14 protein-coding genes are annotated in these 14,474 nt (G+C 69.7%); 9 read left to right on the forward strand and 5 right to left on the reverse strand.

What is annotated here, in order from left to right:
- Window positions 1-27: 27 nt before the first annotated feature.
- Window positions 28-1,539, reverse strand: coding sequence for a hypothetical protein (locus ACT3SQ_RS01580; RefSeq protein ID WP_441444722.1), 1,512 nt, complete (start codon window positions 1,537-1,539; stop codon window positions 28-30).
- Window positions 1,536-2,204, reverse strand: a complete 669-nt coding sequence (locus tag ACT3SQ_RS01585; protein ID WP_441444723.1) for an ABC transporter ATP-binding protein — start codon at window positions 2,202-2,204, stop codon at window positions 1,536-1,538. Before ACT3SQ_RS01585 ends, ACT3SQ_RS01580 begins: the two co-directional genes overlap by 4 nt.
- Window positions 2,205-2,583: 379 nt before the next feature.
- Between ACT3SQ_RS01585 and ACT3SQ_RS01590 the strand changes: the two genes are divergently transcribed.
- The gene (locus tag ACT3SQ_RS01590) at window positions 2,584-3,123 is read left to right on the forward strand and encodes a CarD family transcriptional regulator (RefSeq protein ID WP_441444724.1); all 540 of its coding nucleotides are present in this window, start codon (window positions 2,584-2,586) and stop codon (window positions 3,121-3,123) included.
- Between the two features lie 59 nt (window positions 3,124-3,182).
- Here the strand turns inward: ACT3SQ_RS01590 and ACT3SQ_RS01595 are convergent, their stop codons facing one another.
- Window positions 3,183-4,499: an MFS transporter gene (locus ACT3SQ_RS01595; protein ID WP_444591937.1), complete on the reverse strand. Its 1,317-nt coding sequence runs from the start codon at window positions 4,497-4,499 to the stop codon at window positions 3,183-3,185.
- 177 nt (window positions 4,500-4,676) lie between these two features.
- Complete coding sequence (locus ACT3SQ_RS01600) at window positions 4,677-5,339, reverse strand: SRPBCC domain-containing protein (protein ID WP_441444726.1); 663 nt, start codon at window positions 5,337-5,339, stop codon at window positions 4,677-4,679.
- A 156-nt stretch (window positions 5,340-5,495) separates the two neighbouring features.
- Here ACT3SQ_RS01600 and ACT3SQ_RS01605 point away from each other — a divergent pair, with 156 nt between their 5' ends.
- The 8 genes from ACT3SQ_RS01605 (at window position 5,496) to ACT3SQ_RS01640 (ending at window position 13,483) form a co-directional block, all read left to right on the forward strand.
- Window positions 5,496-6,242 carry an HAD family hydrolase gene (locus ACT3SQ_RS01605; RefSeq protein WP_441444727.1) on the forward strand — a complete coding sequence of 249 codons (747 nt, stop codon included), beginning with the start codon at window positions 5,496-5,498 and terminating at the stop codon, window positions 6,240-6,242.
- Window positions 6,239-8,785 carry a glycoside hydrolase family 65 protein gene (locus tag ACT3SQ_RS01610; RefSeq protein ID WP_441444728.1) on the forward strand — a complete coding sequence of 849 codons (2,547 nt, stop codon included), beginning with the start codon at window positions 6,239-6,241 and terminating at the stop codon, window positions 8,783-8,785. The genes ACT3SQ_RS01605 and ACT3SQ_RS01610 overlap by 4 nt, the downstream gene beginning before the upstream one ends.
- Window positions 8,786-8,881: 96 nt before the next feature.
- Complete coding sequence (locus ACT3SQ_RS01615) at window positions 8,882-10,054, forward strand: YihY/virulence factor BrkB family protein (protein ID WP_441444729.1); 1,173 nt, start codon at window positions 8,882-8,884, stop codon at window positions 10,052-10,054.
- The gene (gene def, locus ACT3SQ_RS01620) at window positions 10,051-10,617 is read left to right on the forward strand and encodes a peptide deformylase (protein WP_441444730.1); all 567 of its coding nucleotides are present in this window, start codon (window positions 10,051-10,053) and stop codon (window positions 10,615-10,617) included. Before ACT3SQ_RS01615 ends, def begins: the two co-directional genes overlap by 4 nt.
- Before the next feature lie 85 nt (window positions 10,618-10,702).
- A complete protein-coding gene (locus ACT3SQ_RS01625) occupies window positions 10,703-11,128 on the forward strand; it encodes a ubiquinol-cytochrome c reductase iron-sulfur subunit (protein WP_441444731.1) in 426 nt (141 codons plus the stop codon).
- A 19-nt stretch (window positions 11,129-11,147) separates the two neighbouring features.
- Window positions 11,148-11,942 (forward strand): tRNA (guanosine(46)-N7)-methyltransferase TrmB, encoded by a 795-nt coding sequence (trmB, locus tag ACT3SQ_RS01630; protein WP_442332147.1) that lies wholly within the window; start codon window positions 11,148-11,150, stop codon window positions 11,940-11,942.
- Window positions 11,943-12,015: 73 nt separating this feature from the next.
- Window positions 12,016-13,065, forward strand: coding sequence for an LCP family protein (locus ACT3SQ_RS01635; protein WP_441444733.1), 1,050 nt, complete (start codon window positions 12,016-12,018; stop codon window positions 13,063-13,065).
- Between the two features lie 67 nt (window positions 13,066-13,132).
- On the forward strand, window positions 13,133-13,483 hold the full coding sequence (locus tag ACT3SQ_RS01640) for a DUF4235 domain-containing protein (RefSeq protein WP_441444734.1): 351 nt from the start codon (window positions 13,133-13,135) through the stop codon (window positions 13,481-13,483).
- 146 nt (window positions 13,484-13,629) lie between these two features.
- Here the strand turns inward: ACT3SQ_RS01640 and phoU are convergent, their stop codons facing one another.
- Window positions 13,630-14,310, reverse strand: a complete 681-nt coding sequence (gene phoU, locus ACT3SQ_RS01645; protein WP_441444735.1) for a phosphate signaling complex protein PhoU — start codon at window positions 14,308-14,310, stop codon at window positions 13,630-13,632.
- Window positions 14,311-14,474: the final 164 nt, after the last annotated feature.

Here is a 14,474-nt window from a genome sequence, read left to right on the forward strand (position 1 = left end):
GCCTCAGCGCCTCAGCGCCTCAGCATCTCAGCGTCGCAGTGCCCGCATGCGAGTCCAGGCCATGAGCGCCATCGCGGCGGTGAGGATCGCCGCGCCGCCCAGCAGCCAGGGCGGGCCGAGCAGTCCGAGACCGGCGAGCACCGCACCGGAGAGCACGGCGAGCAGTATCGCATCGGACTGCCAGGCCAGCATCGGGATCACCGCCATGTCCCCCTGCGGCGTGGGCATCGGGGTGATCAGGCCCAGCGGCATCGGGCCCTTCGCAGCGTCCCGCGCCCGGCCGACGATCATCACCGGCGCCAGGGCCGCGGGCAGGATGACCATCTCGACTGCTGTGAGCCCCTCGCCGGCCGCCAGCATCGTGGTGGCTCCGCCGAGTGTCGCGAGCACGCTCAGCAGCAGTGCCGGCGCGACGGAATGCAGGAGCACCTGGACGGCGGCCGACTGGCCGAACAGCGTGGGCGCCCCGAGGGTATGGACACCGTGACGGATCCCGTCGACCAGGGTGCCACCGGCGCCCCAGAGCGCCGCACTTCCCAGCACCACCGCACCCCAGGCGAGCGGGCCGGTGAGCAGGGTGGAGCCGGCGAGCGCTGCGGCCGCCAGCAACGCCACCACCACTCCCGCGACAAGCCGTTCCGGGCTGCGCAGCCACGTCACCACATCTCGTCTGGCGTACAGCAGCACCAGCGGCCGCGATCCGATCGCAGGCAGGCGCCGTCCGGCCGACGGCGGGAGCTGGAGCATCCCGGCGGCACCAGCCACGTCCCCGGTGGTGACGATCGTGGTGGTCGATGCCCACCGCTGGCTCTGCTCTCGCAGCACGCTTCCCCGCAGCCTGTCCAGCTGCGAGAAGCCCGCCGCGGTGGCGATGACCCCCGCTCCCAGCAGGAGCAGCGCCCAGATCTTCGGCCGGGTCTCCGTCACCGGGTAGGCGCCGCCGAGCCCCGGCGCGTGGGGCAGCGCCGTGCAGAGCGCGGCCGCTACCAGCAGCACGCCTGCCAGGAGCCGTCGATGCATTGTCCCGAGCAGCTCGCCGCCGAGCCAGGCCGCACCGAGCAGCAGGCCGGTGCCGACTCCAGCGACCACGAACCATGCGCCACCTGCTCCCGTGGCGGCGCCGTCGGTCACCAGGGTCGCCGCGATCAGGGAGGTCACGATGACGATGCCGAGAGCTGGCACCAGCAGCGCCCGAGCGAGCGGCCGCCAGAGGACGTCTCGTCGGCGGATCCCACTGGCGGCGAGGGTCGCGGTGAAGAAGGGCGCGATCAGCGCCGGACCGCGCACGGCGCCGAGCATCACCATCACGCTCGCCGCGGCGAGCGACACGGTCGTGGTGACCTGCGGGGCGAGGGGGTGCAGCAGCGCGGGGAGCACATCGGGCCGGGCCAGGAACGTTCCCGACATCTGCAGGACGGGTGCGGCGAACACCAGCACGCTCAGTGCCACCACGTAGAGCAGGTACAGCAGATCGGCGCGGGTCCGGGCCTGGCTGCGCTGCGCCCAGACCTCGCGGACGGCGCTGAGATCCCCGGTCACGGAGCGTCCTCCAGGTGGAGGCGGTGATCGGCGAGCGCCTCGAGCATCCGGGGATGGTGAGTGGCCATCACCACGGCCGTTCCCGCGTCGACGCGGGCACGGATCGCATCGATCACCAGCTCCAGCCGGTCGGCATCCAGTCGCTGCTCGGGCTCATCCAGCAGCAGCACCTGGGCCGGCCGCGCGAAGGTCAGCGCGAGGGACACCAGCTGCGTCTGCCCGCTGGAGAGCTCATGCGGGAATCGGCGTCCCAGCGGCGTGATCGCCAGCTCCTCGAGCAGCGCCTGGGCCTGCTCGGCCCCGGCGGCCGCGGGCGTCCCCCAGGTGGCGGCGATGAACTGGAGGTGTTCGGCGACGGTGAGGTCCCGGGCCGTCTGCGGCGGGCCGATCAGTGCGCCGAGAGCGGTGCGGAAGGTGCGGTCGCGATCATCCGGTGTCCGCCCGGCGATCTGCACCGTGCCCGCAGTGGGCTCGAGCAGGCCGGCGAGCACCCGCAGCAGCGTGGTCTTGCCGGAGCCGTTGGCACCGGTCAGTGCCAGCACCTCTCCGGCCTGCACGCTCCCGGTGGCCTCGAGCAGGAGCACGTTGCCGTCGAGCACCACCCCGATGTCCTCGAAGCGGACGAGCTCGCGCTCGGTGGAGGATGCTGCGGAGCCGGGGACCATATCCCTATCGAACCGCATCACGACCCGCAGGAGCCTCCGACTTCCGTCTCGAACAGACCGTCGCGATGACCCAGCTCCGACGTGACGCTGATGCGGCTCCGACACGCTGTCGACGCGATGCCGATGGTCTACCGATGATCTGCCGATGTGATGTAGGTGGAGACGTCACGCTCTGGATATTTTGTCAGATCCGTGAGAGAATGAACTGCTCCGTCGTAGGTGCCGTCACCCTGTTCCTGCAGGTCGAGCGGCACTCGAGCCACTTCGTCACCCCCGTGTCCCGGGCCCTGTCCGGGACCGCACGATGCCGGACGTGGCCGCCTCGACCCCACCAGGGCCGCGGTACCGCCGGTGCGCAGGTCCACAGAGGAGGAACCCCTTGTCCGTTGCCGAAGCGTCTGACGTCACCGCCGCCCCGAACGCCGGAGAAGTGCTCACACATCCCGTCCACGGACCGGTGCGCGTCGTCTCCACCTCCACCCGCGCCGTCCGCGGCGTCGAGCGTGAATATGTCGATCTCGTGGTCATCGGTGACGAGATGCGCATCTCCGTGCCCTCCGGCGGCAAGGACGTCATCGGACTGCGTGCGCTCCTGGTCGAGAAGGAGATCGTCACGATGATCAAGCAGCTCGGCGAGCCCATCGAGCCGCCGGAGAAGAAGGCGTCCTGGGCTCACCGCATCAAGTCGCTCCAGATGCAGCTCCAGACCGGTCGTCTCACCGACCGCATCGAGGTCATCCGCAACATCGTCCGTGACTCGGGCGGCGTCCCCTCGAGCCTCGCGGAGCGCAACCTGCTCAAGCAGGCCATCGACCCGCTGGCCTCCGAGATCGCGATCGCCCGCTCGATCCCTCGTGAGGATGCCCAGGTGCTGCTGCACAGCACGGCCGAGAACGCCCTGGTGCCCGCCGCCGCCTGAGCTCCTGGCTCCGGCTGATCTCCTGGCTCCGGCTTCGTCGGTGTCCACGCTGCCCCGCCTCACCTCCTCCGGGTCCCCCCGGAGGGTGTGACGCGGGGCAGTATTCGTGTCAGCCAGATTCCCCCTGCGACGCAGATCGCTCCGGTCGCCGCTCCGGCGATGGCCACCGGGGCGACCAGCGTGACGCCGGTGACGATCAGCGGCGCCGCCAGGCGTCCCGCCCCCAGCATCGTGTTCCACCAGGCGAGGTAGGTCGCGCGGTCATACACCGGGGAGACGTCGATGCCGAGGGTCATCACGAGCCCCGAGCCCAGGCCGTTTCCCAGACCGATCAGCAGGCTGGGCACGAGGAGCGCCACCAGTGCGAGCCCTGGACCCTGCCCCTGCAGGACGATGCCGAGCACGGCCAGCAGCAGGAAGCCGGCACCCATCAGCAGCGCGCAGGGGACGGCGACCGCAGCGCGGCCGAAACGATCCATGAGGCTGCCTGCGGGGATCACCAGCAGGATCTCGAGCGCCGCGCTGACCCCGAAGACGATCGAGATCCACACCGGGTCCAGCCCGAGCGAATCGCCGAGCAGCGGCACGATCACCGGCCGGTTCACGCGCGCCACCATCACCGGGGAGATGCCGAGACCCACGGCGATCATGCGGCGCAGCACGGCACGATCCAGCCGGCCGCGTGCCTGGCTGCGCGGCCGTCGCTCGCTGCGGCGGCCGCGCGCGGGGGCCGGTCCCGCCTCCCCCGGAGGGAGGAAGAGGGCGATCATCACGGTGCCGGCTGCGGCGGTGACGGCGAACAGCAGGAAGACCCAGGCCATCGAGCCCACTGCCATCACCACCGCACCTAGCAGAGGGCCGATCACCTCTCCCAAGCGGATCACGCCGCCGAACAGGGTCATCCCGCGAGCACGCATCGCCGGCGGCAGCGCGGTGCCGAGATAGAACTGGCGCCCGAACTGCCAGACCTGCGTGCTCGCCGCCATCACCAGCAGGACCCCGATCAGCAGCAGGCGATGCGTGAGGTCGCCGCCCCCGCCCAGTGCGGGGTCGAGCATCAGATACGCGGCCAGGTTCGCGGCCACCAGCACGACACCGGTGATCACCAGTGCGCGACGAGCCCCGATCCGCGAGATCAGTCGACCTGCCGGGATGGGGCCGAGGAAGGAGGTGAGCCCGAAGATCATCGACAGCGCGGCCGCCTGCGGGATGCTGAACCCGAGGTCGCGGGCGATCAGCGGCACCACGGGCATCAGCGCCGCGAGACCCGTGAACTCCAGCAGGCTCGGCGCGTACACCGACGGGGTGAGCGAGCGGAGCACCTGCGCCGGGGTGCGCGGGTCCCGAGGGCGGGAGCTCGGCGCAGGTGTGGTCACCGGCCGAGTCTGTCACCCGATAGTGAGCCTGGGCAAAGAGCTCCGGGGTGCGGACGTCACGGACAGCGCGAGCACCCCGGGAGTGGGCAGCCGCAGGGCCTCAGGAACCCAGCAGGGGCTCAGAGTTCCAGGAGGGACTCTGGTTTCCAGGAGGGACTCAGATTTCCAGCAGGGAGCTCAGGTGCCCAAGGAAGTGCCGGTGGTCGCCGCCTCGCCGCGACGTGCGACGCCCTCGTCGACTCCGGCCGCGACGGCTTCGGCAGCCCAGCGCACCGACCAGGCCCGCAGATACGCAGCTGCCTGAGGACCTCGCCGCCACTCCGGGGTGGGGGTGGGCACCGAGCCCAGGCAGCTGGAGCGCCAGCCGTCGGTCTCGGCGGCGAGCGCGAGCAGCGCGAGCTCCCAGCCGATGGCGAGGGCGCCGGGGCCGGTCCGTTCGAACTCCTCGACGTCGACCAGCGCGGTGTGGCGCAGATGCAGCAGCGTGGTGCCGTCGTCTTCCGGATCGAGCCTGATCAGCAGCGGGTCCTCGCCGCTGGACGATGTCCAGGACAAGGTGAGCCGGTGGGGCGCCTCGACCTCGAGGATCCGTCCATGCACTCCGCCCGGCGCAGTGAAGCTCCCACCCTCATGCAGCTCGCCGGCGACCGGCCCGAACCATCGCGCGAGCTCTCCGGGTCTGGTGAGCAGCGGCCACAGCTGGGCGGGGGCACGGTCGAGATTCGTGGTCAGGGTGAGCACAGCGCGGACCAGAGGGTGGCCCTGGTGGCTGGTCCGCTCATCGATCTCGAGCGCGCGGCGCACTGCGCCGACCACGGACAGCGACTCCGTGACAGTCATCTTCTCCTCGAAGGGTCTCAAGCCGCTCCGCACCGGCGCCGAAGCGCGGGAGCGGACTCTCGCAGGGTAGCCCACGCCCCGGCTCCCATGCCACGCCCTGGCGATAGCCTCATACCGAGCCCGGTCCGCACCCAGGTCCACAGGGACCGCCGTAGCATGTTCGGCGTGACTGCTGCGCGTACCTTCCGACCGGCCGACTACACGGCACATCTCTTCGATCTCGACGGGGTCATCACCCCGACGGCCGAGGTGCACATGCGCGCCTGGGCAGACATGTTCAGTCGATTCCTCACCTCTCGCGGCATCGACGAGCCGTACACCGACGCCGACTACTTCGCCCATGTCGACGGGCGCCCCCGCTACGACGGCGTGCGCACCTTCCTCAGCTCCCGGGGGATCACCCTGGAAGAGGGCATCGACGATGATCCCGGCGTCCAGGATCCCGGTGCGGAGACCGTGCGCGGGCTCGGCAACCGCAAGAACGACCTGGTGCTCTCGCTGCTGCGGGCCGACGGCGTGGCGCCCTATCCCGGGACCGTCACCTACCTCGATGCCCTGCCCCCGACCGCGCGGCTGGCGATCGTCTCCTCCTCCCGCAACGCGGAGGAGGTGCTGAGCGGAGCGGGACTGCTGGACCGCTTCGAGCACATCGTCGATGGCAACGTCGCGACCCGCGAGGGACTGCCCGGCAAGCCGGCACCGGACACCTTCCTCTACGCCGCCCGGCTGCTCGGAGTCGAGCCCGCGGACTCCGTCGTCTACGAGGACGCCGTCTCCGGCGTGCAGGCAGGTGCCTCGGGTGACTTCGGCGCAGTGATCGGTGTCGATCGCGGCGCCGGCGCTGCCGAGCTCGCCGCAGCCGGTGCCACCTTCGCCGTCGCAGACCTGGAGGAGCTCGCATGACCCGCCTGCGCTCGCTGCCCGCCGACCCCGTCGACCGCACCCAGCTCCCACTCGATGAATGGCGCCTGGTCGAGTCCAGGCCCCCTCAGGACCTGGGCCTCGCCGAGACCCTCTTCGCGACCGCCAACGGGTACATGGGGATGCGCGGGACCCCGGAGGAGGGCCGGGACGCAAAGACCCACGGCACCTTCCTCAACGGATTCCACGAGACCTGGCAGATCAACCACGCCGAATCCGCCTTCGGCTTCGCGCGCACCGGTCAGACCATGATCTCGGTGCCCGATTCGTCAGTGCTCAAGCTCTACGTCGACGATGAGCCGCTGCTGCTGTCGATCGCCGATCTCGAGGAGTACGAGCGCTGGATCGATTTCTGCGAGGGGGTGCTGCGCCGGGAGCTGATCTGGCGAACCCCGGCCGGGAAGCGGGTCCGGGTCAGCAGCGCCCGGATGGTCTCCTTCGCGCAGCGGCACCTGGCGGTGATGACGTTGAAGGTGGAGATGCTCGAGGGCTCGGCCCCGATCGCGATCTCGTCACAGATCATCAACCGCGAGGACTTCCGGGACGACTTCGGCAAGGGTCTCGTGGGCGGAGCGGTCACGGACAAGGCCGACCCACGGCGCACCACCGACTTCACCCATCGGGTGCTCGAGCCGCTGCAGGACTGGCACAGCGAGCGCCGGATGCTGATGGGGTACCGGGTCGCCAACTCGGGGATGACGATGGCCGTCGGCGCGGACCACCAGGTGGAGTCCGATGCGGAGGTGACCCAGCTCGTGGACACCTCCGCGGATCTCGGCCGCCAGGTCGTGCGCGCCCATCTGGAGGAGGGACAGTCGCTGACCGTCCGCAAAGCAGTCACCTACCATTCCTCGCGCTCCGTCCCCCACCGCGAGCTGTTCGACCGCTGCCGGCGCACTCTGGATCGGGTCCGCGAGAGCGGCTTCGAGGTGCAGTTCGCTGAGCAGCAGGCATACCTCGACGACTTCTGGCTGCGCTCTGACGTGCAGCTGCCCGGGCAGCCCGCGGCGCAGCAGGCGACCCGCTGGTGCCTGTTCCAGCTGGCCCAGGCCGCCGCCCGCTCCGATCAGTGGGGCATCCCGGCCAAGGGCGTCACCGGCTCGGGGTACGAGGGGCATTACTTCTGGGACAGCGAGATCTATGTGGTCCCGTTCCTGACCTTCACCCAGCCCCGGTGGGCGCGCAATGCCCTGCGCTTCCGCACCAACCTGCTGCCCAAGGCCCGCGAACGTGCTCGGGAGCTGAACCAGCGCGGAGCGCTGTATCCCTGGCGCACGATCAACGGCGATGAGGCCTCGGCCTATTACGCCGCCGGCACCGCGCAGTACCACATCGATGCCGACGTCGCGTATGCCTTCGCCCAGTACGCCGATGTGACCGGCGATCTCGACTTCCAGCATCGCGACGGGGTCCCGGTGCTGGTGGAGACCGCGCGGATGTGGGCTGATCTCGGGTTCTGGCGGATGACCGCCGATGGCGCAGCGAGCTTCCACATCAACGGCGTGACCGGCCCCGACGAGTACACCACTGTGGTGAACAACAACATGTTCACCAACGTCATGGCCCGCTTCAACCTCCGGCGTGCCGCGCGGGCGGTGCGCGAGCTGCGCGCTGCGGACGACAGCGCCTACGAGAGCATGCGCGTCGAGCTCGAGCTGGACGAGATGGAGCTCGAGCAGTGGGAGGCCTGCGCGGACGGCATGCATGTCGCCAAGGACGAGTCGCTGGGGATCCATCTGCAGGAGGACCGCTTCCTCGAGCGGGAGATCTGGGACCTCTCGAGCACCTCGGACGAGGCCTTCCCGCTGCTGCTGAACTACCACCCGCTGGTGATCTACCGCTTCCAGGTGCTCAAGCAGGCAGATGTCGTGCTGGCGCTGTTCCTGCGCGGGAGCGAGTTCACCGCCGAGGAGAAGCGCGCGGACTTCGAGTACTACGATCCGATCACCACCGGGGACTCCTCGCTCTCGGCGGTGGTGCAATCGATCATGGCGGCAGAGGTCGGCCATCAGAAGGCCGCACTGGACTACTTCCGTGCCGGACTCTTCGTGGATCTCGCCAACCTCCACCACAACACGGCCGACGGGGTGCACATCGCCTCCGCGGGCGGGGTCTGGAACGCGCTCGTGCACGGCTTCGGCGGGATGCGGCACGACGACGGCCAGGTGTCCTTCGACCCGCGGCTGCCCACCGACTGGCCGGAGCTGTCGTACCCGCTCACGGTGCGGGGCTCCCGGTTCCGGGTCCGCCTGGTGCGCGAGGAGATCTCCTTCACGCTCGAGAGCGGCGATGAGGTCGAGGTCACGGTGCGCGGCGAACGGGTCACGGTCGATGCGGGGGGCGTCACGGTGCCGCTCGTGGATCAGGGGCCGTTGCTCGACGATTCCGTGCTGGCCAGGCCCGTCGGGCTGGGCGATGAGCGCGCCGACGGCTCGATCATGACCTCTCACGTCCCCGGCGATCCCGACGATCCCTGGGAGTACCCGGTCGCCAGTGACCCTGACGACATCATCGACGAGAGCTGATCGGCGAGCTGACCGGCCGGGCCGCGGAGAACCTGGTGGAATAGGCTCGATCAGCGCCCATCCTCGGCGCACAGACCCTGAGCCCGGAGCAGCACGGTGACCTCTTCACGACCGCGACGCATCAAGCCGGTGGTCGAGCTGTCCCGACCCCGGCTGAGCGTCCTGCACGTCCTGAACCGGGTGCGGATGCGGATGCTCGACATCCAGGTCTGGGACGTCGCGGGCACGATGACGTTCTATCTGGTGCTCTCGCTGTTCCCGGGCGCGGTCGCAGTGGTCTCGATGATGTCGCTGATCGGGATCGAGGCGGAGACGCTCACTGCGCTGTCCGGAATGATCACCGAGATCTTCCCGACCCTGGACCCCCGCCCCTTCCTGAGCGCGATCCAGGCGGTGTCCTCCACCAGCGGCGGTCTGCTGGGCCTGCTGCTGGGCACGGCCGGCTCGCTGGTCTCCGCCTCGAACGGGGTCGCGGCCTTCCACCGCGCCCTGCATCGCGTGTATGACACCCGCGAAGGGCGTCCCTTCCTCCTGTTCCGCACCATCGTGTTCGGCGAGACCATGCTGATCGTGTCCGTGGTGCTGCTGGCCATCGGCATGATCATCGTGGGCGGCGAGGCCTCGCAGCGCATCGGCGAGTTCGTGGGCATCCCGCGGATCGCCTTCGCAGCCTGGAACCTCGTGAAGTGGCCGATCTTGCTGGTCATCCTCATCATCGGGGTGTCCATGGCGTACTACCTGTTCCCCAACGTGCGCCTTCCCCGCTACCGGCTGATGACGCTCGGTTCGACCGTGAGCGTGCTGGTGCTGTTCGGCACCGCGCTGATCGCCGGCCAGCTGATGGTCTACGCCACCCGCTTCGCGGAGATCCTCACCGCCCTGAACGGGCTGATCGCGATCCTGCTGCTGATGTGGATCTCGAACATCGTGGTGATCTCCGGAGCGGCGCTGGACGCCGAATTCCTGCGAGCACGCCAGATCGCCAGCGGCCTGGATGCCTGGCACCGCATCGTGCTCGACCCCCACGCCACGCACACCCTCGACTTCCTCGCCGCGGACGCGGTGCGGGCGGAGGAGCTCGGCCGCGTGGTCGCCGAGGCGGCCCGTGACGGAGAGCCGCTGCGCCGGGAGCGAGGACCGTGGATCGTCGACGCCCGCAATCCGCTGGCCGTCAACCCGCCCGCGCGCCACCGCATCACCAGCACCCCCCTCCCTCCCGCACAGGGCGGGCCCACTGATCCCCCGCACACAGGAGAACTCTCCGCATGACCGTCCGCCCGATCACCATCGTCGGCCACCGCGCCCTCTCGCAGCGCACCCGGCGGGTCCGCGAGGTCACCTCCGAGCTTCGCGCCCTGGTCGCTGACATGTTCGAGACCAACGATGCAGCCAGCGGTGCCGGGCTCGCCGCGCCGCAGGTCGGCTCGCGCTGGCGCCTGTTCGTGTACTCGTGCCCGGATGCCGGCGGAACCCTGCGGCGCGGGGTGGTCATCAATCCCGTGCTGGAACGCTTCGGCGGGATCGAGCTCGACGAGGAGACCCTCGAGGGCTGCCTCTCAGTCCCCGGCGAGGGCTTCCCCACCGCCCGCCACCGCGGGGCACGCGTGACCGGCATCGATCTGGAGGGTGCCGAGGTCGTGGTGGAGGACGAGGGCGGGGTGCTCGCCCGCGCCCTCCAGCACGAGGTCGACCACCTCGAAGGATCGCTGTACCTGGACCGCCTCTCTCCTGCCCGCAAGCGGGAGGCGCTGGACGCGGTGCGGGAGCGAGGCTGGCGCACCCACGGCATCCTCACCTGGGACCCGCGTGAGCTCGAGGCCGCTGACGTCTGATCTCGCACGGCGCAGCACCGTCACCGCGGTCACACCGACCCTCCGTGCAGTGCCGTCGCCCAGCTCGGCTCGCTATCCTGGCGCCATGGAACGCCCGTGCCTCTCCCGTCGTCATGCCCTGCTGCTCCCTGCCACTGCGGCCGGGCTGGGAGGGCTCGCGGCCTGCGGGCCCGAGGATGAGGGCTTCGGCACCGCCGCGCCGCTGCGCGCGGAGGACGGCACGATCTCGCTCGAGGACGTGCCCGAGAACGCCAGCACCCTGGTGAACTTCGGTGGCAAGGAGCCGTTCGTGCTGCTGGTGCGCGGCGCCGGCGAGGACATCGCTGGCTACTCCGGCTACTGCACCCACAACGGCTGCGCGCTGCGCCAGGAGGAGAAGGAGCTCGACTGCCCCTGCCACGGCTCCCGCTTCGATGCCACGACCGGTGACGTGCTGGTGGGCCCCGCCACCCGCCACCTCCCCGAGGTCGCCGTGGTGGTCGAGGACGGTCAGATCCGCCGTGAGCAGTGACGTGAGCAGTGATCCGTCGATGACAGCGAGCCAGGAGAAGACGCATCGCGATGTCGTCTCCTTCGTGCGGCGCGGGGAACGACTGACCCAGGGTCGCCAGAACGCCTGGGACCGCCTCTCCCCCTTCTACGTCATCGACCCGCCGCGCGGACATCGCGACACCCTGCCCGCCGAGGGGACCCGCCTGGATCCCGCAGCGGTCTTCGGCCGGAAGGCCGAGCTCGTGGTCGAGGTCGGCAGCGGCACCGGCGAGAACATCGTCGCCGCCGCCCTCGCCCATCCCGAACGTGATCACCTCGGAGCCGAGGTGTACCTGCCCGGGCTCGCCCAGACGCTGAGCCGGGTGGAGCGTTCGGGAAGTCCCCAGAACCTGCGGATGCTGCCGCTGGATGCGCAGCGGGCGCTGCCCGCGATGCTGCCCGAGGGCTCGATCGACCAGCTCTGGGTGTACTTCGCCGATCCCTGGCCCAAACAGCGTCACCACAAGCGCAGGCTGATCAACCCGCCGTTCCTGGACGCGGTGCTGCCGCTGCTGGCCGACGGTGCGACATTCCGCCTGGCCACCGACTGGGCGCAGTACGCCCACCACATGAGGACCCAGCTGGATCCGCGTCCCGAGCTCGCCCTGCTGCATCCCGAGGGGCTCCGCCCCGAAGGGAGCTCCTCGGACGCGATCCCGGCGAACATCCCGACCACCGGATGGGCGCCACGTTTCGAGGGTCGTGTGAAGACCGGCTTCGAGAGCAAGGGCCGGACCGCGGGACGCCTAATATGGGATCTCGCGTATACCCGGGTGCCTCGGTACCCGGGATAGTACGGCGCCCCGGGCATCGGGGCGTCGTCGGCAGCGTGTCCGCCTCGGCGGCACCGTCTGAGAGGGACACCGAATGAATGACCCCGCCGACGTCGATCTTCCCGCTGACTGGGATGATGACGAGAATCCGCGCACCGATCGGCGCCGCAGCCGACGGGCGGCGCTGATCGCCCTCGGGCTGGTCGCCGTGCTCGTGCTCGGCGTGGGCCTGGTGATCGGCAACTACCTCAACGGGCTCAAGGACTCCTACGAGAAGCGCACCGTGGTGCAGATCACGCGCGGCGCCTCCGACGGAGACCGCCCGGAGGCGATCGAGGGCAGCGGTCGTAACTTCCTGCTGCTGGGCTCGGACAAGCGATCCCCCGAGGACGCCGCCTCCGAGGGCGTGAGCGGGCAGCGCTCGGACGTGATGATGCTGGTGCACATCAGCGATGACAACCAGAGCGTGTACATCACCTCCTTCCCGCGCGACCTCTATGTCGACATCCCCGGCCATGGCAAGGACCGCATCAACGCGGCACTCGCCTTCGGCGGCGTGGGCCTGGCGGTGACCACGGTCGAGAACTACACCGGGGTCCCGATCGACCATGTCGCACTGATCGACTTCGACGGCATCGAGGGCCTGGTCGACACCCTCGGCGGAGTCGACGTGAAGATTCCCCAGACCTTCGAGGCGCAGGGCCACCAGTTCACCGAGGGCACCCAGACCCTCAACGGCGAGGAGGCCCTGGCCTTCGTCCGCGAGCGCAAGCAGTTCGCCGAAGGCGACTTCCAGCGCAACCGCAATCAGCAGGCGGTCCTCAAGGGCATCGCCGACAAGCTGATCAGCGCTGACACGCTGAGCGATCCCGGCAAGCTCGCCGACACCATCGAGAGCATCTCCCCGTATCTCACCACCGACGACGGCCTGAGCGCCGGCGCGATGGTCGAGCTCGGACTCTCCTTGCGATCGGTCCGCAGCGGGGACATGTACTTCCTCTCCGTCCCCCACGCCGGGCCGATCACCACCAGCGGCGGAGCCAGCGTCGTCGGCACGGATGACGAGGCGATGGAGGTGCTGCGCGAGGCCCTGCGCACGGATGACATGGGAACCTATTACGCTCAGCACGCAGGGACGTACTGATCCGCCGGGAGCAGCGTCCCGTACACAGACCATTCGACGCCTGGAGGAAACAGTGGCCAATCCGCTCGTGAGCATCGTCGTCCCCGTGGCAGGAATCGTCGCGGCCACCGTCGGCAACAAGGCCGCAGCCGCTGGCTGGGGCGCCGTCTTCGGGGAGGACGCCCCCACCGTCAAGGCACAGAAGTCTGCGAAGAAGGACGTCGCGAAGCGTCGCAAGCAGGCGAAGAAGGACGGCCTCTCGAAAGCTGAGATCGCGGCGATCAAGGATCCCGAGGACGACCAGCCGCTCTGGAAGATCCTGCTCTGGGCGACCGTCTCCGGGGTCATCCTGCAGGGACTGCGCGTGGCTGCCAAGCGCGGAGCCAAGAGCGGCACGGAGCGCCTGACCTCCCGCCGTCCCCGCCCCAACCGCGGCTGAGCCCCAGCGCGAGCCCGACAACACCTGCTCGCCCGCCAGGCCCAGCCCACCGGGTCAGCCCACCGGGTTCAACCCACCGCGACCTCGACGACGAAGGGCGCCCCGCAGAAACCTGCGGGGCGCCCTTCGTCGTCGTGACTGCCGGCTCAGAACTCCGGGACGTCGACACCTTCGCTGAGCGTGTCGAGCGCGTCTCCGGTCACCAGGAAGCCGATGCGTCGCACCAGGGAGACCGCGTGGTCGCCGATGCGCTCGTAGAACCGGATGAGCAGCGTGAGGTCGATGACCTCGGCGTTGGTGTAGATGTCCTCGCCGCTGCTGGAGATCTGGCGCGAGATCTCGATCATCAGATCGTCGAGCTGATCGTCCTGCTTCTCCACCTGCGCCCCGAGCGCCAGATCACGGCTCTGGATGACCTCGGTCGCCCCCTTGAGAGCAGTCAGCCCGAGCTGGGACATCTTCGCGATCTGCTCGCGATGCTGCTCCGGGACGGCCGGGTCCGGATGCGTGCGGCGCGCGACCAGCGCGACATGCGCGGCCAGGTCGCCCATGCGCTCGAGCGATGAGCTCATGCGCAGGGACGCGACCAGCAGTCGCAGGTCGGTGGCCACCGGGGACTGCCGAGCCAGCAGCTCGACCGCCTTCGCATCCAGCTCCAGCTGGCGGGCATCGATATGGGGGTCGGCCGTGACGACCCGCTCCGCGAGGGCGAGATCGCCCTCGAGCAGGGCGGTGGTCGCGTCCTCGAGGGCCGTCCCGACCAGCTCGGCCATGTCGACCAGGTCATCGACGATATGCCGCAGGTCGCTCTGGTACGCCTCGCGCATGGTTACTACTCCTCTGTCTGAAGGGACCTTCGCCACCGATGATCGCAATCTCGGGTGAACGGACTGCGGCGGCCGGTGAACGTGAAGCGTAGTCCCCATGAACTCCTGACCTCATTGTCCTTCATGCTGGCTGGGCAGTCCGGGAGAGCGCGGCCGGGGGCCTA

It is taken from the genome of Brachybacterium sp. AOP42-C2-15, from assembly GCF_052377065.1.
Taxonomy (GTDB): domain Bacteria; phylum Actinomycetota; class Actinomycetes; order Actinomycetales; family Dermabacteraceae; genus Brachybacterium.